The sequence below is a fragment of the Glaciimonas immobilis genome (assembly GCF_011947285.1).
Classification (GTDB): Bacteria; Pseudomonadota; Gammaproteobacteria; order Burkholderiales; family Burkholderiaceae_D; genus Glaciimonas; species Glaciimonas immobilis.
The window spans coordinates 189,984-216,113 of sequence record NZ_JAAOZT010000003.1 but is presented as its reverse complement, the minus strand read 5'-3'; the positions used below and the strand labels follow the sequence as shown (position 1 = coordinate 216,113).

23 protein-coding genes and 1 tRNA gene are annotated in these 26,130 nt (G+C 51.7%); 20 read left to right on the top strand and 4 right to left on the bottom strand.

The features are described 5' to 3' along the window. Positions 1 to 44: 44 nt before the first annotated feature. The 9 genes from HAV38_RS07400 to fba all read left to right on the top strand — a co-directional run bounded on the left by HAV38_RS07400 (position 45) and on the right by fba (position 9,897). A complete protein-coding gene (locus tag HAV38_RS07400; RefSeq protein WP_168054206.1) occupies positions 45 to 809 on the top strand; it encodes an HAD family hydrolase in 765 nt (254 codons plus the stop codon). 1 nt (position 810) lies between these two features. Next, positions 811 to 1,542, top strand: a complete 732-nt coding sequence (gene rpe, locus HAV38_RS07395; protein WP_168053977.1) for a ribulose-phosphate 3-epimerase — start codon at positions 811 to 813, stop codon at positions 1,540 to 1,542. 25 nt (positions 1,543 to 1,567) lie between these two features. Continuing rightward, positions 1,568 to 2,665, top strand: a complete 1,098-nt coding sequence (locus HAV38_RS07390) for a class 1 fructose-bisphosphatase (RefSeq protein ID WP_168053975.1) — start codon at positions 1,568 to 1,570, stop codon at positions 2,663 to 2,665. 98 nt (positions 2,666 to 2,763) lie between these two features. Next, the gene (locus HAV38_RS07385) at positions 2,764 to 3,648 is read left to right on the top strand and encodes a phosphoribulokinase (protein ID WP_168053973.1); all 885 of its coding nucleotides are present in this window, start codon (positions 2,764 to 2,766) and stop codon (positions 3,646 to 3,648) included. 13 nt (positions 3,649 to 3,661) lie between these two features. Then, on the top strand, positions 3,662 to 5,689 hold the full coding sequence (tkt, locus tag HAV38_RS07380) for a transketolase (RefSeq protein ID WP_168053971.1): 2,028 nt from the start codon (positions 3,662 to 3,664) through the stop codon (positions 5,687 to 5,689). Continuing rightward, positions 5,689 to 6,381, top strand: a complete 693-nt coding sequence (gph, locus tag HAV38_RS07375; RefSeq protein ID WP_168053969.1) for a phosphoglycolate phosphatase — start codon at positions 5,689 to 5,691, stop codon at positions 6,379 to 6,381. Before tkt ends, gph begins: the two co-directional genes overlap by 1 nt. 101 nt (positions 6,382 to 6,482) lie before the next feature. Further along, on the top strand, positions 6,483 to 7,676 hold the full coding sequence (locus HAV38_RS07370; protein WP_168053967.1) for a phosphoglycerate kinase: 1,194 nt from the start codon (positions 6,483 to 6,485) through the stop codon (positions 7,674 to 7,676). 224 nt (positions 7,677 to 7,900) lie between these two features. Continuing rightward, the gene (locus HAV38_RS07365) at positions 7,901 to 8,434 is read left to right on the top strand and encodes a hypothetical protein (RefSeq protein ID WP_168053965.1); all 534 of its coding nucleotides are present in this window, start codon (positions 7,901 to 7,903) and stop codon (positions 8,432 to 8,434) included. Positions 8,435 to 8,829: 395 nt separating this feature from the next. Next, on the top strand, positions 8,830 to 9,897 hold the full coding sequence (fba, locus tag HAV38_RS07360; protein WP_168053963.1) for a class II fructose-bisphosphate aldolase: 1,068 nt from the start codon (positions 8,830 to 8,832) through the stop codon (positions 9,895 to 9,897). 95 nt (positions 9,898 to 9,992) lie between these two features. On the opposite strand, the gene HAV38_RS07355 is transcribed toward fba, so the two are convergent. Next, entirely contained in the window at positions 9,993 to 12,710 is a 2,718-nt protein-coding gene (locus HAV38_RS07355) for a bifunctional diguanylate cyclase/phosphodiesterase (protein ID WP_245182251.1), read from the bottom strand. A gap of 482 nt (positions 12,711 to 13,192) precedes the next feature. Here HAV38_RS07355 and HAV38_RS07350 point away from each other — a divergent pair, with 482 nt between their 5' ends. Together HAV38_RS07350 and HAV38_RS07345 are read left to right on the top strand one after the other, a co-directional pair. After that, positions 13,193 to 13,465 (top strand): TIGR02450 family Trp-rich protein, encoded by a 273-nt coding sequence (locus HAV38_RS07350; RefSeq protein WP_245182250.1) that lies wholly within the window; start codon positions 13,193 to 13,195, stop codon positions 13,463 to 13,465. Between the two features lie 730 nt (positions 13,466 to 14,195). Then, positions 14,196 to 14,789, top strand: coding sequence for a PEP-CTERM sorting domain-containing protein (locus HAV38_RS07345; RefSeq protein ID WP_168053959.1), 594 nt, complete (start codon positions 14,196 to 14,198; stop codon positions 14,787 to 14,789). Between the two features lie 344 nt (positions 14,790 to 15,133). Here the strand turns inward: HAV38_RS07345 and HAV38_RS07340 are convergent. Next, a tRNA-Phe gene (locus HAV38_RS07340) sits at positions 15,134 to 15,209 on the bottom strand. Positions 15,210 to 15,293: 84 nt separating this feature from the next. Here HAV38_RS07340 and HAV38_RS07335 point away from each other — a divergent pair. From HAV38_RS07335 to HAV38_RS07315, 5 genes are all read left to right on the top strand, one after another. Continuing rightward, the gene (locus tag HAV38_RS07335; RefSeq protein ID WP_168053957.1) at positions 15,294 to 16,601 is read left to right on the top strand and encodes an FAD-dependent monooxygenase; all 1,308 of its coding nucleotides are present in this window, start codon (positions 15,294 to 15,296) and stop codon (positions 16,599 to 16,601) included. Between the two features lie 11 nt (positions 16,602 to 16,612). Continuing rightward, positions 16,613 to 17,353 carry a DsbC family protein gene (locus HAV38_RS07330; protein WP_168053955.1) on the top strand — a complete coding sequence of 247 codons (741 nt, stop codon included), beginning with the start codon at positions 16,613 to 16,615 and terminating at the stop codon, positions 17,351 to 17,353. Between the two features lie 152 nt (positions 17,354 to 17,505). After that, positions 17,506 to 18,105 carry a nucleotidyltransferase family protein gene (locus HAV38_RS07325; RefSeq protein WP_168053953.1) on the top strand — a complete coding sequence of 200 codons (600 nt, stop codon included), beginning with the start codon at positions 17,506 to 17,508 and terminating at the stop codon, positions 18,103 to 18,105. 182 nt (positions 18,106 to 18,287) lie between these two features. After that, a complete protein-coding gene (locus tag HAV38_RS07320) occupies positions 18,288 to 18,758 on the top strand; it encodes a DUF3429 domain-containing protein (protein ID WP_168053951.1) in 471 nt (156 codons plus the stop codon). Continuing rightward, the gene (locus tag HAV38_RS07315) at positions 18,751 to 20,832 is read left to right on the top strand and encodes a M61 family metallopeptidase (protein WP_245182249.1); all 2,082 of its coding nucleotides are present in this window, start codon (positions 18,751 to 18,753) and stop codon (positions 20,830 to 20,832) included. The genes HAV38_RS07320 and HAV38_RS07315 overlap by 8 nt, the downstream gene beginning before the upstream one ends. Positions 20,833 to 20,961: 129 nt before the next feature. On the opposite strand, the gene HAV38_RS07310 is transcribed toward HAV38_RS07315, so the two are convergent. Together HAV38_RS07310 and grxD are read right to left on the bottom strand one after the other, a co-directional pair. Beyond that, a complete protein-coding gene (locus tag HAV38_RS07310) occupies positions 20,962 to 21,603 on the bottom strand; it encodes a UbiX family flavin prenyltransferase (protein ID WP_168054200.1) in 642 nt (213 codons plus the stop codon). 73 nt (positions 21,604 to 21,676) lie between these two features. After that, the gene (gene grxD / locus HAV38_RS07305) at positions 21,677 to 21,988 is read right to left on the bottom strand and encodes a Grx4 family monothiol glutaredoxin (protein WP_168053949.1); all 312 of its coding nucleotides are present in this window, start codon (positions 21,986 to 21,988) and stop codon (positions 21,677 to 21,679) included. Positions 21,989 to 22,234: 246 nt separating this feature from the next. Between grxD and rplU the strand changes: the two genes are divergently transcribed. The 4 genes from rplU to proB all read left to right on the top strand — a co-directional run bounded on the left by rplU (position 22,235) and on the right by proB (position 26,129). Continuing rightward, positions 22,235 to 22,546: a 50S ribosomal protein L21 gene (gene rplU / locus HAV38_RS07300; RefSeq protein WP_108441346.1), complete on the top strand. Its 312-nt coding sequence runs from the start codon at positions 22,235 to 22,237 to the stop codon at positions 22,544 to 22,546. Between the two features lie 70 nt (positions 22,547 to 22,616). Continuing rightward, positions 22,617 to 22,910, top strand: coding sequence for a 50S ribosomal protein L27 (gene rpmA, locus HAV38_RS07295; protein ID WP_168053947.1), 294 nt, complete (start codon positions 22,617 to 22,619; stop codon positions 22,908 to 22,910). A 718-nt stretch (positions 22,911 to 23,628) separates the two neighbouring features. Continuing rightward, positions 23,629 to 24,738 carry a GTPase ObgE gene (obgE, locus tag HAV38_RS07290; protein ID WP_168053945.1) on the top strand — a complete coding sequence of 370 codons (1,110 nt, stop codon included), beginning with the start codon at positions 23,629 to 23,631 and terminating at the stop codon, positions 24,736 to 24,738. A gap of 272 nt (positions 24,739 to 25,010) precedes the next feature. Then, positions 25,011 to 26,129, top strand: a complete 1,119-nt coding sequence (gene proB, locus HAV38_RS07285) for a glutamate 5-kinase (RefSeq protein ID WP_168053943.1) — start codon at positions 25,011 to 25,013, stop codon at positions 26,127 to 26,129. The last annotated feature ends 1 nt before the right edge of the window (position 26,130 follow it).

Genomic DNA, 26,130 nt, shown 5'->3' with positions numbered 1-26,130 from the left:
ACTCGAGCGTGGCAAAAGTATGGGGAGCCGCAACTCCAGGTTCCTTGAGCGCGTTGATTTTTGATGTGGACGGGACGTTAGCCGATACCGAGGAAGCACACCGTAACGCGTTCAATGCGGCGTTTGTGGATGTCGGTCTGGATTGGTACTGGACCGAAACCCTATACGCCGGTTTGCTTGACGTGGCGGGCGGTAAGGAACGGCTTTTGCATTACTGGAACATTCTTGATCCAGACGAATCCGGCGGTCACAAAGTAAAAGAAACCATCAACGCAGTACATGCCATCAAGACCGAACATTACGAAGCCATGGTTTGTGGCGGCAAGCTGGGGATGCGCCCGGGAGTGCAGCGATTGATTCTTGAGGCGCATGCAACCGGCATGCCAATGGCGATTGCGACCACTACTACACCGGCAAATATCGATGCCCTGCTGCGCTCATCTTTTGGAACCGACTGGCGGCATCTGTTTGTTGCAGTATGCGACGCCTCTACGGTCCAGAAGAAAAAGCCCGCCCCGGACGTGTATCTTGCGGCATTGCAGGCGCTTGGATTGCCCGGTGCCGATTGTCTGGCTTTCGAGGACTCCGAAAACGGCTTGCGTGCTGCCCGTGCAGCAGGTATCCCGACCCTGATCACGCCAAGTGCCTACACGTCAGGACAGCAGTTCACCGATGCTATGCTGGTTCTGCCGCATCTCGGTGATCCTGATCAACCGATGTTACAACACGTTCCCGGTGCCGACCAGCGCTGGGTTGACCTGGCGGCTTTGCGTCGCTGGCATAACGGTACACTTTTTGAGGCGGCATGACATGACCATCCACAACACGCCACCCGCTGCAAATATAGTGCAAGCTTCTGGGCTACGCATTGCGCCATCGATCTTGTCAGCAGATTTCTCCCGTCTCGGCGAAGAAGTGCGCGCCATCCAAGCCGCCGGTGCCGACCTGATCCATTTTGATGTAATGGATAATCATTACGTCCCTAATCTTACTATGGGCCCAATGGTGTGCGAGGCGATCCGGCCGCATGTAACGATTCCGATTGACGTGCACTTGATGGTCGAACCGGTAGACGCATTAATACCTTTATTTGCAAAGGCTGGGGCAAATATCATCACTTTCCATCCCGAGGCTAGCCGGCACGTTGACCGTACACTAAGTCTGATTCGCGAGCATGGTTGTCGGGCCGGGTTAGTATTCAATCCGGCGACACCGCTCGATGTGCTGGATTACGTCATGGACAAGCTCGATATCATTCTTCTCATGGGCGTCAATCCAGGCTTCGGCGGACAAAAATTTATTCCCAGCACGCTCACTAAATTAAAGGCAGTCCGCGCTCGCATTGATGCCCATGTCGCCGCTGGCGGACAGGACATCTGGCTGGAGGTGGACGGCGGCGTCAAGGTTGATAACATCCACGCCATTCAACGGGCCGGGGCAGATACCTTTGTGGCTGGCAGTGCGGTGTTTGGCGCGCCCGACGCTGATCAGGGTTATCGAACGATCATGCAGCAACTGCGTACGCAGTTGACGCAACTATAAAAAATTAAAATTTTTGGAGATCACCATGCCTTTAACCCAACATTGCACGACATTAACCCAGTTCTTAATCGAAGAGCGTCGGCGTTTTCCAGATGCCAGCGGCGATTTCAACAGTCTTATTTTGAACGTCGCGCTGGCGTGTAAAAGCATCGCACGCGCGGTGGCTTTTGGTGCTCTGGGCGGGATGCTTGGTAATGCTGCCGGCGCCGAGGGCGCGGACGCCTCAGTCAACGTCCAGGGCGAGACGCAAAAAAAGTTGGACATCATGAGCAATGATACCTTTTTGCACGTCACGCAATGGGGTGGTCAACTGGCGGGCATGGCCTCCGAAGAACTGGAATTGCCGTATCAAATTCCTAGTCAATATCCGAAAGGAAAATACCTGCTGGTGTTTGACCCGCTGGATGGTTCATCAAACATTGATGTTAACGTATCGGTTGGTAGCATTTTTTCTGTATTGCGTGCGGCAGATGGCATTGAGGATGTAAAAGAAGAGGATTTTTTGCAGCCCGGATCGCAGCAAGTCGCCGCAGGTTATGCGATTTACGGCCCGTCAACCATGTTGGTACTGACGGTAGGAACCGGCGTTAACGGCTTTACGCTCGACCCTAATCTGAGCGAGTTCATGCTGACCCATCCCGATTTGCAGATTCCCCCGGATACCAACGAGTTTGCGATCAATGCCTCTAACAGCCGTTTTTGGGAAGAGCCGATCAAGCGCTATGTAGATGAATGCGTGGCAGGCAAAAGCGGTGCGCGCGACAAGGATTTTAATATGCGCTGGATCGCCTCCATGGTGGCTGAGGCCCATCGTATCTTGATGCGTGGCGGCGTGTTCATGTATCCGCGCGATACCAAGGATCCGAGCAAATCCGGTCGTCTGCGTTTATTGTATGAAGCTAATCCGATCGGCTTCCTGATGGAGCAGGCGGGCGGCAGGGCAAGTACCGGTCGTCAGTCGATCATGGAAGTTCAGCCGACCTCGCTGCATCAGCGCATCGGTCTGATCTTTGGATCGCGTAACGAGGTAGACCGGATTCAGGCCTATCACAATGCGCCGCAAACTGATGATATGCCGAGTCCACTGTTTAACGAACGTAGTCTGTTCCGGGTTCCAGCTTAGTTACGTACCTTAGTTGCGTAGCTTATAGCGCACGTGATTTGCGCGCCTGATTTGCTGTGTAACCCGCTCAATGCTCACCCCTTATTTGAGAGACCATCATGTCTGAACGCTATCCAATCATCGCGATAACCGGTTCTTCCGGGGCAGGTACTACCTCAGTCACCCGTACCTTTGAAAATATTTTCCGGCGTGAAAATGTTCGTTCCGTTATCGTCGAAGGGGACAGTTTCCATCGCTATGATCGCAACGAGATGAAAATAAAACTGTCGGCTGCAGAGGCCCGCGGCGACAATAATTTTAGCCATTTCGGCCCGGATACCAACCTCTTTCCTGAGTTGGAGGCGTTGTTCGCCAACTATGCCAAGACTGGCACCGGACGCCGTCGTAAATATTTGCATGATGTAGAAGAAGCCGCGCCTTACAAGCAAGACCCGGGCACCTTTACTCCATGGGAGGACCTCTCCGCCGACAATGACTTGTTGTTCTACGAGGGCCTGCACGGGGGCGTAGTGACCGATAAAGTTAATATCGCGCAACATCCCGATTTGCTGATCGGCGTCGTCCCAGTCATCAATCTGGAATGGATCCAGAAGTTATGGCGCGATAAGTCCAAGCGCGGTTACTCCACTGAAGCGGTGACTGACACCATCCTGCGACGTATGCCTGACTATGTAAATTACATCTGTCCGCAGTTTTCGCACACACACGTCAATTTTCAGCGGGTACCGTGTGTCGATACATCCAATCCATTTATTGCGCGAGAAATTCCGGCCCCTGATGAAAGTCTGGTCGTGATTCGCTTTGCTAATCCTAAAGGCATTGATTTTCAGTATTTGCGCAATATGGTGAATGACTCGTTTATGTCACGGGCCAATACGATCGTGGTTCCCGGCGGCAAGATGGAACTGGCGATGCAATTGATTTTTACGCCTTTTATCCTGCGGATGATGGAACGTAAAAAACGTGCAGCAAGCTTACTCTGACCGAGGAATCATCATGAATGCACCAGAAAAAATTACAGCGACGACGGCGACACCGGCAGACGCTTTGCGTTTCTTAGCAGCCGACGCGGTAGAAAAAGCCAAGTCCGGTCATCCCGGCGCACCAATGGGCATGGCCGATATCGCCGACGTTTTATGGCGCGGGCACTTGCGGCATAATCCGGCCGACCCAAAATGGCTAAACCGCGATCGTTTCGTCCTGTCCAACGGCCACGGCTCGATGCTGCTTTATTCCCTTTTGCATTTGACCGGCTACGATTTGCGGATGGAAGAACTGGCACAGTTCCGCCAGATGCATTCCAGAACGCCAGGCCATCCAGAGGTGGAAGTCACCCCGGGTGTAGAAACGACGACCGGTCCGTTGGGTCAGGGTTTATCCAATGCGGTCGGCATGGCGCTGGCAGAAAAAATGCTCGCGGCCAGCTTCAATCGTCCGGGGCACGTGGTCATCGATCACCACACTTACGTGTTCGTCGGCGACGGTTGCATGATGGAGGGCATCAGTCATGAGGTCAGCTCACTCGCCGGTACATTAGGTCTGAGCAAGCTGATTTGCTTTTATGACGATAACGGTATTTCCATCGATGGCAACGTCGCCGGATGGTTTGCGGACGATACGCCAAAACGTTTTGCCGCCTATGGCTGGAACGTGATTGCTGCGGTGGATGGCCATGACGTGGACGCGCTTGACCTCGCTATTCGTCAGGCTAAATCGCAAAATAGCCAGCCGACGTTGATCTGTTGCAAGACCGTGATTGGTAAAGGCGCCCCAACTAAAGCGGGTGGACATGACGTGCATGGCGCGCCATTGGGTGCCATCGAAATTGCTGCAATGCGCGCACAAAAAGGCTGGACCGCAGGACCCTTTGAGGTGCCGTCCGATATTGCAAAAGCTTGGGATGCGCGTACCACAGGCGCGGCGCGTCAGGCCGAATGGAACGAACTATTTTCCGCATATCAGGCGGAACATCCGGCGTTGGCGGGTGAGTTACTGCGACGTATGGGGGGAACTTTACCTGCCAATCTGACCGAAGTTTTCTCTCAGTTAGTGCACGCCGATGGCGATTTGCAGAAGAAAGTAGCGACCCGTAAAGCTTCGCAAATTGTGCTCGAACATATTAGTGCCACCTTGCCAGAGTTCTTCGGTGGCTCGGCTGATTTAACCGGCTCTAACCTCACCAATGTCAAGGCATCGGTATGGGTCAATCATCACGGGAGTGGCAATTATCTGAGTTATGGCGTGCGTGAGTTTGGCATGGCCGCGATGATGAACGGCATGGCGCTGTATGGCGGTTTTATCCCATTCGGCGGGACCTTCATGACCTTCTCCGATTATTCGCGCAATGCGATTCGGATGGCGGCGCTGATGAAGCAACGCGTGATTCACGTTCTCACGCATGACTCGATTGGTCTGGGCGAAGACGGACCGACCCACCAACCGATTGAACATGCCGCCAGCTTGCGTCTGATACCGAATAACCGACTCTGGCGTCCGTGTGACGGCGTCGAGACAGCCATCGCGTGGCAAGCGGCCATCTCGCGTACGGACGGCCCGACCTGCCTGATTTTGTCGCGACAGGCATTGACACCGTTTTCACGCAGTACTACACAGATTAGTGATGCAGCAAAGGGCGGTTATGTTCTGAGCGAGACCCTATCGGGATTGTCAACGCCGCAGGTAGTGTTGATCGCGACCGGATCGGAAGTCGAGATCGCCGCCGCCGCCGCCGTCCAATTGAGCAACGCAGGGATTGCGGTACGCGTAGTATCGATGCCTTGCGTAGAGGCCTTTTATGCACAGGATGCAATGTACAGAAAACATGTGCTGCCGGATGGCATTCCAAGGGTCAGTATTGAGGCCGGGGTGACCTGGTTCTGGCGGGCAATTGTAGGGGAAAGCGGCAGCGCCATGGGTATCGATACATTTGGCGAATCGGCGCCTGCAGAGCAGTTGTATGCGCACTTTAAACTCACGCCTGAGCATATGGTAGAACGTGCGCTGGCAGTCATCAAGGAATCGTAATGGAACAGATTAACACATCGCAACGTTCAGTTTTAATCGATTTGGACGGTACCTTGATAGATACAGCGCCAGACATTTTTGAGGCGGTCAGTCGCATGCTGAACGATCTGAAGGCTGAGGCATTGCCATACCAGACAGTGTGCGATTTTATCGGAAAGGGTGTACCTAATCTGGTGCACCGCGTACTCATTGCGGCAAAGATCACCACTATTCCGGACGCCGATGCATGCGCCATTTTTTATCGGCATTATCGGGAAACAAACGGTCACTTCGGCTTTGTATTTCCTGGCGTGCATGAGGGATTGATCGCCATGAAAGAGGCCGGTTTTCGATTGGGATGCGTCACCAATAAACCGTTTGCACTGGCCGAGCCATTGCTGCAAATAGCTGGGCTTGACGGCTATTTTGATGTGTTGGTGGGCGGCGACTCGTTGCCATTTATGAAGCCAGCGCCTGAGCCGCTTTACCACGCTTGCGAGGTGATGGGGACGCTGCCGGAACGGGCGGTGATGGTGGGCGATTCAGAATCTGACGTTGCGTCCGCCCGCGCTGCAAGCATGCCGGTGTATATCGTTAATTACGGTTATCCTGGCCCGGCTGGACTGAGCGCGCTGAAATGTGATGGATTTATAGATTCGCTTTTGGAGTTGGCGCAACAATTGTCAGTCCCAGCACCGGTATGTGAGACCTGAACGACGCGATAACATTGTTCCGTCATGGACCCTCGATAGCGATGCCGCGGAGGTCGCTCAACAGACGGCCGCACGAACCAACATGCAAAGCGAGCTGCAACATGCTATTCAAAAAACTGACCGATTTCTCCTCCACTGACTTAGTTGGCCAGCGAGTGTTCATCCGTGCGGACCTGAACGTGCCGGTGGATGAAGCGGGCAACATTACGGACGATACCCGCATCCGTGCAGCATTGGCGGGATTGCGCTTTGCTGCTGACGCTGGCGCGCGCGTGATGGTGACGTCGCATTTAGGGCGGCCAACGGAAGGGGAGTTGAAACCGTTGGAGTCATTGTCATTAATCGCCGCTGCACTGAGCCAGCATTTGGGTCAACCGGTCCGACTCGTCAAAAATTGGATCGATAGCGAATTCGCTGTGGCGGATGGTGAAATCGTCTTGCTGGAAAATTGTCGGGGTAATGTCGGTGAAAAGAGCAATTCAGCGGCCTTGTCCAAAACCATGGCAGGACTGTGCGATATTTATGTTAACGATGCGTTCGGTACGGCACATCGGGCCGAAGCCAGCACAGAAGGCATGGCGCACTTCGCAAAGATCGCTTGCGCCGGACCTTTGATGGCGGCGGAACTGGACGCGCTTACGGCCGCGTTAGCAAATGCGAAGAGGCCGTTAGTGGCAATCGTTGCAGGTTCCAAAGTGTCGACCAAACTTACTATTTTGAACGCACTGGCTGAAAAGGTAGACCTGTTAATCGTTGGTGGCGGGATCGCAAATACGTTTTTGTTGGCTCAGGGTTCGCCCATCGGAAAGTCGTTGGCTGAGGCCGATCTGGTCGATGAAGCGCGTCTGATCATCGCAAAAATGCAGGCGCGTGGTGCGGGAGTGCCGTTGCCGACTGACGTAGTGTGTGCTAAACGGTTTTCTCCCGATGCACCGGCGACGATTAAATCGATCAACGAGGTTGAGGTTGATGATCTGATTTTTGATATTGGGCCGGATAGTGCGGCTGCATTGGCACGTACCTTACAGACGGCGGGAACGATAGTCTGGAACGGGCCGGTTGGGGTGTTTGAGTTTGCGGCGTTTTCAGAAGGTACGCGGGTGTTGGCGCATGCGATTGCTGCGTCGCCGGCTTATTCGATTGCTGGTGGTGGAGATACTGTTGCGGCGATAAATGCGTTTGGGATTGCAGATCGGATTGATTATATTTCTACTGCTGGTGGGGCGTTTTTGGAGTTTTTGGAGGGGAAGAGTTTGCCGGCGGTTGCGGCGCTTGGTCGTCGGGCGGAAGGGTGAATTGGTTTTTTTGAGGACGTTGATGCTTAACGCGGTTACTTCTCCGTGGGTGCTAGCCGGAGGCGGCCCGACAGCCGGGCACTTTCTTTTGCTTGGCTAGGCGCCCCGACTAAAAGAACAGTAACCAAAGAAAAGGCGACCGCAGACGCGTCGCCCGCCGTTGGCGGGTCCCCGATTATTTCGACTATCAGTCGGGTCGAAATACCAACTCGCTTCGCTCAAACATGTATGCCGACAATTCCCGGCTGACAGCCGAAATAATCGGCAACGCCTATGACGGGGTACGTCAACGTCAAAAACCGCAGCCTTTGTATTGGCAGAGTTGTTCTCGTAAATCACAAGACGACCGTGCAGGCGCAGCCACCTTTGATGTTGTTCTTGAAGTTGCAGGCGCAGCCACCTTTGATGCTGTTCTTGAAGTTGCAGGCGCAGCCACCTTTGATGTTGTTCTTGAAGTTGCAGGCGCAGCCACCTTTGATGTTGTTCTTGAAGTTGCAGGCGCAGCCACCTTTGATGTTGTTCTTGAAGTTGCAGGCGCAGCCACCTTTGACGTTGTTCTTGAAGTTGCAGGCGCAGCCACCTTTGATGTTGTTCTTGAAGTTGCAGGCGCAGCCACCTTTGATGTTGTTCTTGAAGTTGCAGGCGCAGCCACCTTTGACGTTGTTCTTGAAGTTGCAGGCGCAGCCACCTTTGACGTTGCGGTTGCTTTTGAAGCGGTCCTTGACGTACCCCGTCATTGGCGCTGCCAAGTGTTTTAGTCATCAGGCGGGAATTGTCGGAATACATGTTTGAGCGTAGCGAGTTGGTATTTCGACCCGACTGATGGCTAAAACGCTTGGGGACCCGAAGGGCAGCGTCTCTGCGGTCGCCTTTTTTTTGGTTACTTATTTTTGGCGAAGCAAAAAAAAGTAACTGGCTGTCGGGCCACCCCCGACCAGCATCCACGGAGAAGAAAACGAATTATTTAACGACGACCTTCTCCGTTTTAAAAATCGGCTACAGCACAACCAAAACAGTCCAAAAAAGTATTCGAATACTCAATATTAAGCGCACCCCCGGACCAAGAGAAATCCAATCACTTAACATAAACAAAAAAATTAAATTCACCCTGACTCACTAAAATTTTCGCCAAAAAACCACCAAGGAGATCTCTATGTCCCTAGTCTCACTACGCCAACTTCTAGACCACGCCGCCGACCACCAATACGGCCTCCCCGCCTTCAACGTCAACAATCTTGAACAAATCCTCGCCATCATGCAAGCCGCAGACGCCTGCGACAGCCCGGTAATCCTGCAAGCCTCCGCTGGCGCACGCAAATATGCCGGTGAAGCTTTTCTACGCAAAATGGTAGAAGCCGCCGTTGAAGCCTATCCACACATCCCAATCTGTATGCACCAGGATCACGGCGGCAGTCCAGCCGTTTGTCAGGCATCCATTCGCTCCGGGTTCTCCAGCGTAATGATGGACGGCTCGTTAATGGAAGACATGAAAACACCCTCGACCTACGATTACAACATCGAAGTAACGCGCAAGGTAGTCGACTTCGCCCACTACATCGGCGTCTCCGTGGAGGGCGAATTAGGATGCCTGGGATCGTTAGAGTCCGGTCAAGCCGGTGAAGAAGATGGCTCTGGCGCAGAAGGTGTTTTGTCGCACGACCAGATGTTGACCGACCCGGCACAGGCTGCCGATTTTGTCAGACGCACCGGCGTGGATGCGTTGGCAATTGCGATTGGCACCAGCCACGGCGCATATAAATTCAGTCGCAAGCCAACGGGAGATATTCTCGCGATTAATCGCATCAAAGAAATCCATGCGCGGATTCCGAACACCCATCTGGTTATGCACGGCTCATCATCGGTACCGCAAGAATGGCTGGATATTATTCGCCAATATGGTGGCGATATGAAAGAGACCTACGGTGTGCCGGTAGAAGAAATCCTGCTGGGGATTAAACACGGTGTGCGCAAGGTAAACATTGACACCGATATTCGCCTGGCAATGACCGGCGCTATGCGTCGCAGTATGGCGCAACACCCGGCTGAGTTCGATCCGCGCAAGTTTTTCAAGGATGCAACAGCGGCGGCCAAAGATATCTGTCAGGTGCGTTTTGAAGCGTTTGGTTCAGCTGGCAAAGCCTCTAAAATTAAGGTCGTTCCGCTCGATCGTATGGCACAAGGGTATGCCAAAGGCGAGTTCGATGCCGCTGCGCGTTCGTAAGCTTTTATCTCTGCGCTCTTGAGTCTTAAGTCTTAGGCAGTAACTGGTAACCGGTAGCGCCTTCAACGGCGGGAAATGCATACGTGTTGCAAGCATTACCCGTTTATTTCTGTCGGAATGGCGTCGTTGGGGAATAGAAAGCGTTTATGCATTAGCCTCTCTATTTCGTTCGCAGGCACAGGACGGGAAATATAATAGCCTTGTATTTCGTTGCAGGATAGGGCTTGCAGAATATGCAGTTGCTCGACGGTCTCAACGCCTTCTGCGACGACGCGCATATTCAGTACATGGGCCATTGAGATGATTGCCATAAAAAATACTTCGCCTTCTTTGCTCTCGCCAAGCTTGGCAGTGAAAGCCCGGTCCACTTTCAATATATCCAGATCAAGTCGCTGCAGTTGGGACAGCGATGAATAGCCGGTGCCAAAATCATCTAGTAACAACTTAACGCCGAGCGATTTTAGGGCGGCCAACTGCGAAAATATCGCCTGGTCCTCGCCCATCATGCAGGATTCGGTCAGCTCGATTTCTACGAACGATGGGTCGATCCCATGTTCTATCAAGTGCGACTCAAATATCGCATCAAAATTGCCCTGATTAAATTGCGGCGACGAGACATTGACTGAAACCGGCACCAGCGGCACGCCTTGCTGCTTCCATAGCGCTAACTGCGCACAGGCTTTCTCAATGACTAGCTCGCCTAGTTTGACGATCAATCCGGTCTTTTCTGCGAGTGGAATAAATTCATCGGGTTGTATCAGGCCGCGCACAGGATGTATCCAGCGCACGAGTGCTTCCAGGCTACGTAATTCTCCGCTCGCGGCATCCACGCGGGGCTGATAGTAAAGCACAAATTCATTGCCATCAATCGCCTCCCGCAGGGATTGCTCGTTGTTGAGTTTGATGACCAGGTTCTGAGAAAGTTGTGGGCGGAAGAACTGATAACTGGCTTTGCCATTTGCTTTGGCTACATACATGGCGATATCTGCGTGTTTGATCAGAGTCTCGACGTCATCGCCATCTTTGGGGAAAAGACTGATTCCGATGGAGGCGGAAATGACGTGATTGCTATGGCCGGAAAGCAGAAACGGTTTCCGAAGCGCGGTAATAACGCGTTCGCTGACGCCCGCCACGGCGCCTGTGTTTTCTGGATTATCGAGAATGATAGTGAATTCGTCGCCGCCCAAACGTACTACGTTATCAAATGGTCGTATCACCGAGCGCAAGCGCGCCGCAACGGCTTGAAGCAACTCGTCGCCCGCTGCGTGTCCCATTGTATCGTTGATGTTTTTAAAATCATCAAGATCGACAAATAGTAGCGCGAGCGTGGTCTCCTCGACGCGAGAACGTTCGATCGCTAGCGGCAAGAATCCCATTAACCAGTGGCGGTTAGGCAGGGCAGTAAGCGCATCGGAGTTGGCCATTACTAATAGCGCTTCTTCATGCGCCTTATTTTCGCTTATGTCGCGCAGTGTGAGGGCCAATCCGGCATTGGAGCGCGTCATTTTGCGATGAATCCAGCGCATTTTTAATGGGCATTCCGGGGGAACCAAAAAATCATCTTCATAGAAATTATCCTTGATCGCTTCAACGAACGTCCGCACCAGCTCCTCGAAATAAGGGCGGTCGGCGTAAAGAGTCGAGAGTCGGCGTCCAATTAAATCTCCTCTCGAAGTACCATACAGTGCCGCGCCGTATTCGTTGCAGTCGACAATAATAAAGTCCGATACCGTGCCAGTGCGTCGTCGTTGGGATGCAAGCATAAAAAAACCTTCGCTACCGCCTTCGCTAGAGATACCATAGGCCTGACGTGCTTGCGTGAACTGATGCTTGCGCCATGCCAGACGGCAGGAAAAAAAAATGCCGATCATGATAAAAATTATCACCCCGGAGATGCGCGCAAAAGCAAATATTCGATCCTCGCGTGCAATGGCGGCCAGTGGCTGTTGCAACTCATCTTCGGACAAGCCAGCGACGGCGATCAGCGGAAAGTTTTTTATTTCTTTCCACGCAACAAGGCGCGCGCGTCCGTCCACAAAGTGATCTTTTTCTATAAATTCGAAACCTGTTAAGGTCGAAAATGTCGGGGGCGATTTGAATATCGTGGGCCGCGCGCGTATGTTTGCGCCCATGCGTTTTGCGAGAACGATCCCATCCTGAGTGCGCAGCGAAAGAAACCCGTCTTTTCCCAGCGCGCCATCCACGGTGGGACTGGCAAAATAGCTAGGTTCTACCGACACCATGACAATGCCGTCGAAGCTACCGTCACTTTTGGTTAGTCGACGGGAGAAACGGACGATCAGCTTTCCGGAACCGGCGCCAATGGAAGGGCTGGTTATTACTAATTGGTCGGTATCGCTATTTTTTAGCGTTTGAAAATAGTCTCGTTGAGCGAGGTTGACTCTTTTTCTCGCTAGCGTAGTAGTGACGATATTGCCGTCTCGATCAGCGATGGTGACATATAGTCGGTCGGTAAGAGGATACAAGCCAGCCCGATTTTGCTCCTCAAGTTTTAGCGTGCCGCCGCTGATGCGCCAATAATATTTAAGGTTGAGCGTAATTTGATTGATTTGCTCAAGCGGTCGGGCGAGTTGCTCGGCATAGGCACCAGAAAGCAGTGCGACTTCGGCAATACCGCTTTTGTGTAATCTGTCTCGTTCCGCGTTGATACGTGACGAGGTTAACTGCCACATGATAGTCGCTATTATCAGGCCGATAATCGGCCATGCCAGAATAATGTATAAACTGCCTCTTAGAAATCCGAGGTTTGCTGGTATTCGGTTTATATAACCGCGTAGTCGGGTGATGTGCATTACGTCGCTTTTCTTTTAGAGCACTTGCTTACAATTTGCATGTATATCTTTTAGTTTTTAGTGTCCATATGCAATATCCGCTAGCCGCGCGTTGCTTTCCACACCGCACTAACTTACTGTTTGCATCGATAAGGTTGGCAACCTTCTGTTGCTGGTACGCAATGCGCAAATATTATTGACTATGCAGAACTTATAAAAATGGTTCCATTTGGAAAGGTTAGCATGCAGCGCCATTTTCTTCCGGGAAATTTTGAGGATATTGCTAATCCAAATCCATTCGTGTAATGCTTAGCGCTGAGGGTCTGTTAATCAAAACTTAACAGGTCGCAGCAGGGGAGCGGCACGATAATCGAAGAGAGTCAATTTTTGGGGTGACTGTTCGCAAGTTTTTAATGAATGAAAGGCAAGGAAAAAACTATCTTGCAGTAATTAAATTAATATCTGCTTTTAGCTGCTTGTGGTTAAAAAGAGTCAATTTGCCGATGCTAAACAATCAAGGAGTAACAGCTATGCCGTTTCAGCCGTTTCAGGTCACATCCAGACTCAACCCCCACAAACTATTACTAAGTAAATGGACGGCGGTTTCTCCCGCTAACAAAGAGAAACATTTTCTGGTGACGATGGTGATCGCGCCCCAATTTCCGGGGATGGGAATTGACGTGATACAGCTAGAAGCAGTTCATTCAGGCCGTAGTTTTTCAGTGCGTTGGCGTGAGTTGGCCGATAGCAGTCAGTGGTTGCAGGGCTGGCAGTGAAGGGATCGTTGCCAAAATGTCAGTCGCTGTAGTTGTGACGCGGAGAGTCCGGAGGAGTACGGCAAGTAGTCGTATTGGTATTTCTCCGCCTTGGGCATTGGGGAATGATGGCACGGTTTGTACCGCACGGTCCTCGTAGCGCTAGGTTCGAATGCTGGCAGAATGTCCGGATGGGGACCGTAAATCAGCGGAAACAAAAACGCCAACCCGAAGGTTGGCATTCTGTAAGATACATAGAATCCTTAATCGTTCACTCAACGTAAGGAATCAAGATGCAAGCCGAACTACAATACATCCCACTAGCGCGTAAGAATCGCACTGTGCCAGATACTAACGCCGCCGCTTTCAACTTATGCCGCAAACCATAGACACTGAGAAAATGGGCCGTATATAAATCGGGGCCATTGCGCCCTGTTCGCATCATGGGCGGCCTGGCTTGGAACGTTGCTGACATCATGCGCATTGTCTCCGGCGGGAGCAACGCATATGGCTAATATTTAAACGACAGAAACAGGGTGTATTTTACCTTTTCATAAAAAGTTATTTTTAAGCATAAGAAAATAACTATGGAATTTTATTCCCGCAGGGTATATAAATAAAATAGAAATTTGTGATTTATATAGAAACTTTTTTCATGCATCGTAGGAAACGGCAATAATGGCCAAATGATGGCGGTGCATTGTATAGCTGACTCAAAAATATTGATAAATATACAACTAAAGGTTGAAAAATGAAAATTTCAAAAACCATCGCAGCACATATTATTATATTTTCTGTGGGATTGTTGGTTGCCTTGAGGGCGCAGGCTGCACCCACCACACCAACCTGGACTGTTGAGACGATCATTGTGAACAATCAAACCGGGTTAGGATCTTTCACGGCTGCGGATGGCAATGCTTTCAGTTTTACGGACACGCCAAGCACACCCGGACTCAAGGTGGGTTACTACAATGGTAATCTTGGGGATAATAGTCAGTCAGCAATATTGACCGATATAAAAAATAGCAATCTTTTTGGATTGTCTCCAACCAAATCCTTGACTGGCATCGGACTCGGCGACATTTCGGGCTCTACTGCAACCATCATAAGCACGGCGGCCTACGATTATCTGGCGGTACATGTTGGCGGGGGAGAGTTGTTGTTTAACTGGAGCACACCAACCAAATCGAACTTTGTGATTACTAGCAATGGGAGCGGGAGCGGTGGCGGCTTGAGCAATTATCGAAGCTTCGTCTCCGCAGTTCCAGAGCCAGAAACCTACGCCATGCTGCTAGGCGGCCTAGGGTTGATTGGGGTCATAGTTCGTCGTCGCAAGTCTTTATAATATCTCCCGTCAGGCGGTCACTCGCCGCGCAATATACGGCCCCGCAAGGGGCTTTTTACCGTCTCCACACGCTTCGTTGGACATAACACCGATAGGGCGAACTTGCGTCAGTATCGGCCATCTTCGTTTAAATGACGAGAGGACAGCGCCCGCTATCTTCGCAGTGATACGTTGACTCCTGAATTTTCGAGACCGTCAGTGTGGGATGTATTCAAATAAGCGCAAACCCGGGGGAATTTCCCAAATTGGGTTATACAGCGGTTACATTGAACGATGCTGACAGTAGAAAGCAAAAAAGGATTACAAGCCGAAGCAAGTAACCCTTTGATATTCATACCATTTCTTGGTGGCCCGGGGCGGAATCGAACCACCGACACAAGGATTTTCAATCCTCTGCTCTACCGACTGAGCTACCAGGCCAAGGAGCCGAATTATAGCAAGACATTTTGAATTCGCAAACCCCTTATGTAATTATTTTATTTTAGTAGTCGTTATAATGATCGCATGAATGATTCCAGATTACCTTTCAAGAGCGTCGGCGCTGGTGCGGCGGCGCATATTAGCCCCGACAGATCTGCGCGGAGTATTTCCCGTAGCGATATTTGTATCGTAGGAAATGGTGCAGTGGGCAAGGCTGCGGCGCTGGGTTTGGCGCAAACGGGTCTGTCCGTCACCTTATTGGGTGCGCCAGCGATGGTGATCGGGAACGGGGCACGACCTGAAAGTCCGTCTGCTGACTGGGATCAGCGCGTGTATGCACTGAATCACGTGGCGCGCAGCCTGCTGGCTGGACTTAAAGTCTGGGACGCTTTGGATGATAGCCGGATTGCAGCGGTAGAAAGTATGCTGGTTAAAGGCGGTGCCGAAGCGGACGCAGGGCAGATCAGCTTTGATGCTTTTAGTGCCCGTACCGGGGCGCTGGCCTGGATTGTTGAGGACCGCAATCTCAATCATGCGCTGGATGCGGCGTTGAAATTTGCGCATAACGTACGCGTTGTAAATGGCCGGGCTCGGAAGATGGCGGTAGACGCCGCTGGCGCGTCGCTCGAACTCGAGGATGGATCAATACTAAGTGCAGCGTTGCTGGTCGGTGCCGACGGCGCGCAGTCATGGGTCCGTAACCAGTGCGATATTGGTATCGATTACCGCACTTATCATCAGCAGGCGATTGTCGCTAATTTCGCCACGGAACGCCCGCATCACGGCGTGGCGCATCAATGGTTCACCGCAGAACAGGGTATTATCGCGTTGTTGCCGTTGCCGGGACAGCGCGTGTCGCTGGTCTGGTCCGCCCCCGAAACTCTGGCGCCGGTCTTGTTGCACGAGTCATTGGCGCAACTAGCTGAGCGCTTGTCGGTGCTGGCTGGTGCGCAATTGGGGCAGTTGACGCCGCTTGAGTCGTCGCTACCGGAAGGCGCGCAAAGTTTTCCACTGGCCCTGATTCGCAGTCACGCGCTGGTGGCACCGCGGGTCGCGTTGATTGGCGATGCGGCCCACTTGGTGCATCCGCTGGCCGGGCAAGGGATGAATCTGGGGTTTGGCGACGTTACCGCATTGATCAAAGTATTGAGTGAACGGGGCCGACATCGAGACTGTGGCGATGCCGCTGTGCTGGCGCGGTATGCGCGAGCACGCAAGGAAGAGATTCTGTTAATGCAACTTGCGACTGACGGTCTGGAGCGGTTATTTGGACTCGATATTGCGCCTCTTCGCCTGGTAAGAAATGCTGGATTGAACTTGCTGGACAAGCTACCGGTCTTAAAGCGGCGTTTAATGCGTCACGCATTTGGTCGCACATTCGAAAAAAATTAACGGGAGTTGTAATGCAAGTACGGATTTGGGTACATTTAAAACCATTGTTGTTGGCGCTCGCGCTAGGGTCTTTAATGACCACTACTATGGCAGAAACACCGCAGGAAGCAGCAGTTAAGAAGCTTATTGAGCCACGTCTGGGAGATGGCGTCAAAGTCGACGCTGTGACCAAAACGCCGTATCTCGGCATGTTTGAAGTGCGCGTCGGTAAAGACATTTTTTATACCGACGCCAGCGCCAAGTACATGTTTGTAGGTCGCATACTGGACGCGCAAAGCTCGCGGGATTTCACTAAAGAACGCATGGACGAGATCAGCAAAGTCAAATTTACCGACTTGCCACTTGATCTGGCGATGAAATCGGTAAAGGGTAACGGTAAGCGCGTGATTGCGGTGTTTGAAGATCCAAACTGCGGCTATTGCAAAAAATTCCGTAAAACCTTGCAGGAAGTTGATAACGTTACCGTTTATACGTTTATGTACAATATTCTGGCACCAGATTCTGCGGTCAAATCGAAAAACGTCTGGTGTAGTCCTAACCGCGACAAATCGTGGGATGACTGGATGCTAAGCGGAAAACTGCCGGCGACGGCCCCAGCAAGTTGCTTGACATCGCCTAACGAAAAGGTTTTGTCGCTTGGACAGTCGCTAGGGGTTAGCGGTACGCCAACGATTATCTTTGCGGATGGATCACGGATTCCGGGCTTTATCGATGCCACGGCGCTTGAGGCGAAATTCGCATCCATTAAATAAGCTATTCACCTATCTGGATAAGCAACTTGCTGACCAACTTAGTAAGCAACTTAGTAAGTAAGTTGGGTCACTAAATTGAGTCGGTAAGCCAAAAATACGCGCATATTTTGATAGAACCTCCTGCGACAAATTTAAGCAATGTCTAAGCGCAAATGGATACAGCGATAACCGGCCAGATAGTAGGTATTTTACTCGCCGCTGGGCGCGGTCGCCGCTTTGATCCAACCGGTGAGCAGAGTAAACTTTTGCAACTTCTTCCGAACGGGAACACCGTTTTGGCCAGCGCTGCCAGCAGGTTGTCCATGGCGTTACCAACTTATGTCGTCTGCCGACCGGATACACCCACTTTGACTGCACAATTGTTATCGCAACTTGTTGGTGGCTGCACACTGCTGTATTGCGCGGATGCCGACGATGGCATGGCGGCTACGCTGGTGCATGGTCTTCAGCAGACTTCGGCAGCGACAGGGTGGGTGATTGCATTAGCCGACATGCCCTTTGTTGCCGTCGATACCATTAAGGCGTTGACGGCGGCGTTGGCGCAAGGCGCTGATATAGCAGTGCCCGTGCACAATCGGCGTCGTGGTAATCCGGTCGCCTTTAGTCATCGGCATTTGTCACAGTTATTGCAACTGCGCGGCGACCAGGGCGCGCGTGGGTTGTTGCAACGCTTTCCAGTGGTCGAAGTGGTTGTCGACGATCCTGGTATCTTGCTGGATATCGATACCGTCGCCGATATACCACATTCCTGAACCCTTATCAGTCGTTTGAACGTGCACCGGTCCGGTAATTGACTAAGCCTGCATTGGTTTCCCAACAATACCGGTAGACTGGCTGCTTCCATCCACCGCCCGGCTAATTCCTGGGTTCGACAGACTCCTCAGTTTGCCGCACGGTGCCTTGCTGCGCTTCACTAACCAGTCTATCCTCCGCAATGAATCCACACTTCCTGAATAAACGCTTGATCCTCGTCCTCGGTTACCTGGGCTTAGTTCCCTTTGTCATGTTGACAATTGCTTGCTGGCTGGTCAGCCCTGATTGGCTTGGTGAGTTTATTCGCGGTCAGATGGCGTATGGCGTCGCAGCGCTATCATTTCTCGGCGGGATTCATTGGGGTGCGATGGTCTTGCGTGCCGATATGTCCGCACAGCGCACCAAGTGGGCGCTAATCTGGGGAATCATGCCGACAATGATTGCCTGGTTTTCTACTTTGTTCTTTGCGTATGGGTATACTTTATTGATCCTTGGGTTCATTGCCGCTTATCAAGTGGATAAACGTTTATTTGTCTGGTATGGTTTGCCGGGATGGTTCACCGAATTACGCTATCGATTAACCTGTGTCGCGGTTGGCGCGATGGTGTTAGCGATGTTGGCTGCCGGTGTGAGAGGAAATCTTGGTGCCTGAATCTATGCAAAAATCCAGCATTAAAACGCTCGCGAAAGCGGTCCAAAAATCGAGCAATAAGTCGATCGGCTACCGCTCCTCTACCCGCGTAGCCAAGCACGATATCAAGGCAGATGCCAAGCCGTGCGCGAAATTATCACGCAGCTTAGTGGATAAAACATCGGGCAAAGCAGCTATTAAATTATTAGTTAGGTCATCCTCCGCGGCGGTCTCTAAACGCAATGTGCTGTCCAGCGCTAGCGCGCCCAGCAGCGCGCTTCAATACAGTATCGTGGCAGCCGACCCTGCAGCGCATTTGTTCGCGGTGACGCTGGTTATCGATGCGCCAGCAGCAGTCGGACAGATCGTCGCGCTACCCGCGTGGATTCCCGGTAGTTATATGATCCGCGAGTTTGGGCGGCATATTGTGCAGATTCGGGGCGAATCAAATGGTCGCACGATCGCCTTAAAAAAACGCGACAAGCACTCATGGCAAGCTGCGCCTTGTGAGGGGCCGCTGACGTTACATTACCAAGTGTACGCGTGGGATTTGTCGGTGCGGGCGGCGCACCTGGATCAGACGCACGGTTTCTTCAATGGCACCAGTGTATTTTTGCGCGTAGTCGGGCAAGAAAGCGCTCGCCATATCGTCGACATTCAGCGGCCGTCGGGTGACGCCTATAGCGATTGGCGGATCGCCACAGCGTTGCCGACATTGAAGGCGGCACGCGGTGCATTCGGCAGTTATGCGGCGTCCAATTACGATGAATTGATTGACCATCCGGTGGAGATGGGATTGTTTCAGCTCGCCACCTTCAAGGCGCATGGGGTCCCGCATGAGATCGCCATTACCGGCAATGTGCCGAATCTGGATATGACGCGGCTAAGCGCGGACTTGAAAAAAATCTGTGAAACGCAGATTGCGTTTTTTGAGCCAGCCGGAAGCAAATTTGCCAAACAGGCTCCGATGCAACGGTATGTGTTTTTGACGTTAGCGGTGGGCGATGGTTATGGTGGGCTGGAGCATCGCGCATCGACGGCCCTGATTTGCGCCAGGGCCGATCTGCCGGTAAAAGGGCAGCCAGAAACCAGTGATGGTTATCGCACATTTCTGGGTTTGTGTAGTCACGAGTACTTCCACACATGGAACGTCAAGCGCATCAAGCCAGCTGCGTTTGCGCCCTACGATCTACAGGTAGAAAACTATACCCCCTTGTTGTGGTTATTTGAGGGTTTTACCAGTTATTACGACGACTTGATGCTATTCCGATGCGGCCTGATTGATGAGGCGCAATATTTGAAAATGGTCGCTAAAACCATTAACGGCGTCTTGCTCGGCAGCGGTCGTCGCAAACAAAGCGTCGCTGATTCCAGCTTCGATGCGTGGGTTAAATATTACCGCCAGGACGAAAACGCACCAAACGCGATCATCAGCTATTACACTAAAGGTTCGCTGGTAGCGCTGGCGCTGGATTTGATGATACGCAGTGAAACCCGCAACAAGAAATCACTCGATGACGTGATGCGTGCGTTGTGGCAAAAATACGGCCGGGATTTTTTTGCCGACAACGCATTGTCCGGGCGTGGTGTCACTGAAGCGGAGGTCGAAGCCTTGTTTGATGCGGTAACCGGACTTAAACTAAAACGTTTTTTCGACCGTTATGTGCATGGCACGGAAGATCTGCCGCTGGCCAAACTATTTGCCAACGCCGGGGTAGTAATTAATGACAACCGGAACGATAGCCGCAACAGCGCTAAGCCGGGATTAGGCGCACGTATCACCCGTATCGGTGCAGAAAGCAAGATCGCCAATGTGTATGAAGGCGGTGCGGCGCATCGTGCAGGTTTGTCCGCGGGCGACGTGTTGATGGCACTCGATGGCATCCGGGTTACGGCCAGTCTGGACGTACTTCTCGCACGCTATCGCGTCGGCGATAGTGTGACGATACATGTATTCCGGCGCGATGAGTTATTGGTTTTTAGCGTAAAACTGCTTGCCGATGCGACCCCACAATTTGACCTGAAGGTGGAGTCGAAACCAGTGGCATTGCTAAGCGCACGGAATGCCTGGCTAGAAGGACGTAGCGGGCGCTAGCGTTGCGGGGGAGTAATTCTGGTGTGGATATCTGGGTGAATGGGGAATGAGGCAGGAAATGGCAGAGGAGCTGATTGTGAAGTCGGCTTTTTGCCTGAGTAGCTACAAAGTATCTACGCAGGCACCTGCTTAAGTATCCATTTTAGAGTCTGCCTTCATACCGGCCCAGCGCGGTGTCAACGTATGCGTTATGCCATACAGATCAAGTACGCGTCCCACCGTATGATCGATCATCTCGTTGATACTTTTTGGGCGGTGGTAAAACCCTGGGAGCGGCGGGAAAATAATCCCGCCCATCTCGGTCACGCTCGTCATATTGCGCAGGTGGGCCAAATTAAAGGGCGTCTCGCGGACCATTAACGTCAGCCTCCGCCGCTCTTTAAGGACCACATCCGCCGCACGTGTGATCAGGTTGTCTGATAATCCGTTCGCTACTGCCGCCAGCGTCTTCATGGAGCAGGGTGCCACGATCATGCCGTCGGACTGAAACGAGCCGCTTGCAATCGATGCACCGACATCCCGCACGTTATACGACACATCCGCCAGGGCCTCGACCTCTTTACGGCGCATATCCAGTTCTTGATGCAAATTCAGTACGCCGGCGTCTGAGATCAACAAATGTGACTCTATTTCTGGCATCTCTCGCATAAATTGCAATAGCCGCACGCCATACGCAACGCCCGTGGCACCAGTGATGGCGACAATCAGGCGGCGTGGTTGCGGTCGCGCTCGCGTTCCTGCGGACGGATCAGGACGCGCCGCTGCTACCAGCGGGTTAACCGACTCGGGCGACAAGAGTAGCGGTGTTGCGTGCTCTGCGGACGTGGCTGACACCCGGATCTGCTTAAGGCACCAATAGGGTTTTTAGCTCGCCGGACTCATGCATCTCGTTCATGATGTCTGAGCCGCCAACGAACTCGCCTTTGACGTAGAGTTGCGGGACGGTCGGCCAGTTAGAATAGTCCTTGATGCCTTGGCGCACGGCAGGGTCTTCCAGCACGTTGATGGTGACGATGTTTTCTGCGCCATTAGCTTTTAATAGCTGGATGGCACGACCGGAAAAACCGCATTGTGGAAATTGTGCTGTGCCCTTCATGAACAAAACCACTGGGTTTTGAGTCACGGTTTCTTTGATCCACGCTTGTACTTCGCTCATGGCAATACCTTTAAATGTTCAGATTAATATTCAGAATGTAGTCATTATATGAAAAAGTGGCGTATGCCGCTGACGAGACTGAAATGCGACACAATTATGGTGTGCTTAATACAATTGTCAAGAGTTTTTGACGTTCGGATCAAGACTATGTATAATCTCAGGTTCTCCCGACTCCGGATGATGTTTTATGCCGTAGCGGGGTGATGAATTGTTGTTGGTTCTTCAATTATTTCGATGAGGTTTCATATGTATGCGGTCATAAAAACCGGTGGCAAACAATATAAAGTTATTGCCGGCGAAAAACTTAAAATAGAACAGATACCTGCAGACATTGGCACCGAACTCACTATTGATCAAGTGCTTGCAGTTGGCGCTGGCGATACCCTGCAGGTTGGGGCGCCCTTGGTTGAAGGTGCTACGGTGTCGGTTAAGGTATTGGCGCAAGGGCGCCACGATAAAGTCAAGATCTTCAAAATGCGTCGTCGTAAGCATTATCAGAAGCATCAAGGCCATCGTCAAAATTACACCGAAATTCAAATCGTTTCAATCAACGCTTAATTTGCATATTTATTTTGTGTATTTAGCAAAATAATCGTTGATTGACTTAACCAGATACCAGGAGTTTTAAATGGCACATAAAAAAGGCGGCGGCACTACGCGCAACGGCCGTGACTCAGAGTCAAAGCGACTCGGCGTCAAGGTCTACGGTGGTCAGGCTATCAATGCTGGCGGCATCATTATTCGTCAACGCGGCACTAAGACGCATCCAGGCGAAAATGTTGGCATGGGCAAGGATCACACCCTGTTCGCACTGATTCAAGGCAAAGTACAATTTGTAATCAAGGGCGCTGCAAAGCGTCAATACGTTACTGTTGTAGCTGCTGCTACTGCAGTAGCAGCTTCTGCCGCTGTTGCTGCGTAAGCATAGCGCACAGCGTTTGAAGTGATTAGCGCGAGGCGCAAGCTTTGCCGCTAAAGGCTCTGCCGCTGGTAGAGCCTTTTTAGTTTTTAACGCGTGTAATTGTTTGGCTGCTTGCGTAAAATTAGATAATGGCGGAAAAACGGCAACACGAACCGGTATCACAATGGTTTGTGGCGTTAATGCCGTTCAGTTAAGCATAATATTTAAGCATAAACAAATCGATGGTCCGGAATCCAGACCGATCATGGCATTGCTAACTTCATTTCCTTTATGAGGATTGAAAGCGCGCCGAGGCCAGATTTAGTGCGATCCGAATGGTTATTCAGGTCGGACAAACAGTTGGTATTTTGCTTAACTGAACAGCATTAGTTGCTTTGGGTATGGTTGTGCTGGGATTGATTTACCAATTCTGCGCAACGTAGGCGAATAAATTTATTGTGTGAATCCGGTAATCCCAGGGTTTTTACGCAATAAAATGCCTGCTTCCCACTTAAAGAAGCTGTAATTACGTTGTAAATGCGTTGCAAATAGCTTGAAATAGTTGGTTTGCAACAAGCAAGTTGATGCGTGCTTGCAACAAGTTGATCGGGGATATGCCTTTTAATTTAAGGCTGGTCCACGCGTGCTTTTGCCAGCTTTAACGCCTCAACTATCCCGCTAACCCGCCCAAGAAGCAGGTACACGGAACTTAAACATCCAATCTCATTAGGACCTTCGAATGAAGTTTATAGATGAAGCAAAAATCGAAGTCATTGCCGGCGATGGTGGCAATGGGGTTGCGAGCTTTTTGCGCGAAAAATTTCGTCCCTTTGGTGGGCCAGACGGCGGCGACGGCGGTATCGGCGGCAGCATTTATGCGGTTGCCGACCGTAACGTGAATACGCTGGTCGATTACCGTTTTTCCAAAATGCATCGTGCAGGTCGTGGCGAAAATGGCCGCGGTTCGGATTGCTACGGCAAGGGCGCCGACGATATCAAATTGCGCATGCCAGTAGGCACACTGATCGTTGACGTTGATACTGGCGAAAGCATTGCCGATTTGACCGAACATGGTCAGGAAATAATGCTGGCCAAGGGCGGCGAAGGCGGTTGGGGCAACATTCACTTTAAAACCTCGACCAATCGTGCGCCACGCCAAAAAAGCGATGGTAAAGAAGGCGAACGCCGCATCTTGCGATTAGAGTTAAAAGTGTTGGCAGATGTGGGTCTGCTAGGGCAGCCTAATGCAGGTAAATCGACCTTCATTACTGCCGTGTCGAACGCGCGTCCGAAGATTGCCGATTATCCGTTCACCACCTTGCATCCCAATCTGGGCGTCGTGCGCGTCAGTCATGAAAAGAGTTTCGTGATCGCGGACATTCCAGGGCTGATTGAAGGTGCCGCGGATGGTGCAGGTTTAGGGATTCAGTTCCTTAAACATTTGCAGCGTACCGGATTGCTGTTGCATATCGTTGATCTGGCACCGTTCGAATCGACTGTGGATCCCGTCAAGGAAGCCAAAGCGATCGTCAAAGAGTTAGAGAAATACGACCAGTCCTTGTTTGACAAGCCGCGTTGGTTGGTTCTGAACAAACTGGACGTGGTACCGGAAGACGAGCGCAAAAAACGGGTCAAGGATTTCGTTAAACGTTTCGGTTGGAAGGGTCCTGTTTTTGAAATTTCCGCACTGACGCATGCCGGTTGTCCAGAATTGGTTAACGAGATTTATGCTTATCTGGCAGAAAAGCGTCAGCAAGAACATCGCGCTGAAGAAACGCACATGACAGAAGAAGCACAGGGCATTCTGTCGATTGATCCAGACGATCCGCGTTTTAAAATCCTCGATTAAGAGTGCAGGCAACGATACGCGGCCTGCGTGTGAATCAAGGGCCAGACAGCAACGCACCATCTGATGCCGGGGCGCTGCGGGCTGTTAAGCGCTACCTTGCTTTTACGTTATGTTTACCGTGGCTTATGTTACGTTGCGATAAGATGCAGTAGAATGTGCAGGCAAATTGGGTCCGCCCATCAACCGATATGGCTAGCGCTTATTTGCTCTGGCGATATCGGTTTTTTATTATCAGCGCCGAAAAGGTGCTATTGGCTGTGGCAGATAAAAATATGAATTCCGTCATTCAAAAAGCTAAACGTATCATCATCAAGGTCGGTTCTTCGCTGGTCACCAATGACGGCAAAGGACTCGATAGCGAAGCGATTGCGACATGGGCCGCCCAGATTTCAGCGTTGCGTGCGATGGGCAAAGAAGTAGTTTTAGTCAGTTCCGGTGCTGTCGCCGAGGGTATGCAGCGACTTGGGTTTGACAAGCGCCCCACCAGTATTGATGAGCTGCAGGCTTGTGCCGCAGTTGGACAAATGGGCCTTGCCCAAATTTACGAAACCAGCTTTCGCCTGCACGATATCCATACCGCCCAAGTCCTGTTGACGCATGCCGATCTGGCAGATCGTGAGCGCTATTTGAATGCGCGCTCCACCCTTTTTACGTTGCTGCGTTTTGGCGTTATTCCAATCATCAATGAAAACGACACGGTCGTCACCGACGAAATCAAGTTCGGTGACAACGACACGCTAGGTGCGCTGGTAGCCAATTTGATCGAGGCTGAAGCCCTGATTATTTTGACTGACCAAAGGGGCCTGTTCACTGCCGACCCACGCAAAAATCCAGATGCCAGGTTCGTTCATGAGGCGCAAGCCGGCGATCCGGCGCTCGAAATAATGGCCGGTGACGCCGGCACCAGCATTGGTCGCGGTGGTATGCTCACCAAAATTTTTGCTGCCAAGCGCGCAGCAACTTCGGGCGCCCACACAGTGATTGCCTGGGGCCGCGAAGCCAACGTACTGACGCGTCTGGCCGCTGGCGAAGCAATCGGCACCCAGTTAAATGCACAAACCGGTCAGCTAACGGCCCGCAAGCAATGGATGGCGGATCACCTGAAGACAGCCGGTAAAGTAGTGCTAGATGCAGGCGCGGTACAAAAACTGACCCAAGAGGGCAAGTCATTGCTACCGATAGGCGTCACAGATGTAATGGGCGAATTCGGCCGCGGCGATGTCATCACCTGCGTAACCAGCGATGGCCGCTCAATCGCCCGCGGAATCACCAACTACACCAGCGCCGAAGCAAGAAAAATCATCCGCCACCCTTCATCAGAGATTGCCGCAATTCTAGGCTTCGTTGAAAAGTCAGAACTGATCCATCGCGATAATATGGTGTTGCTGTAAT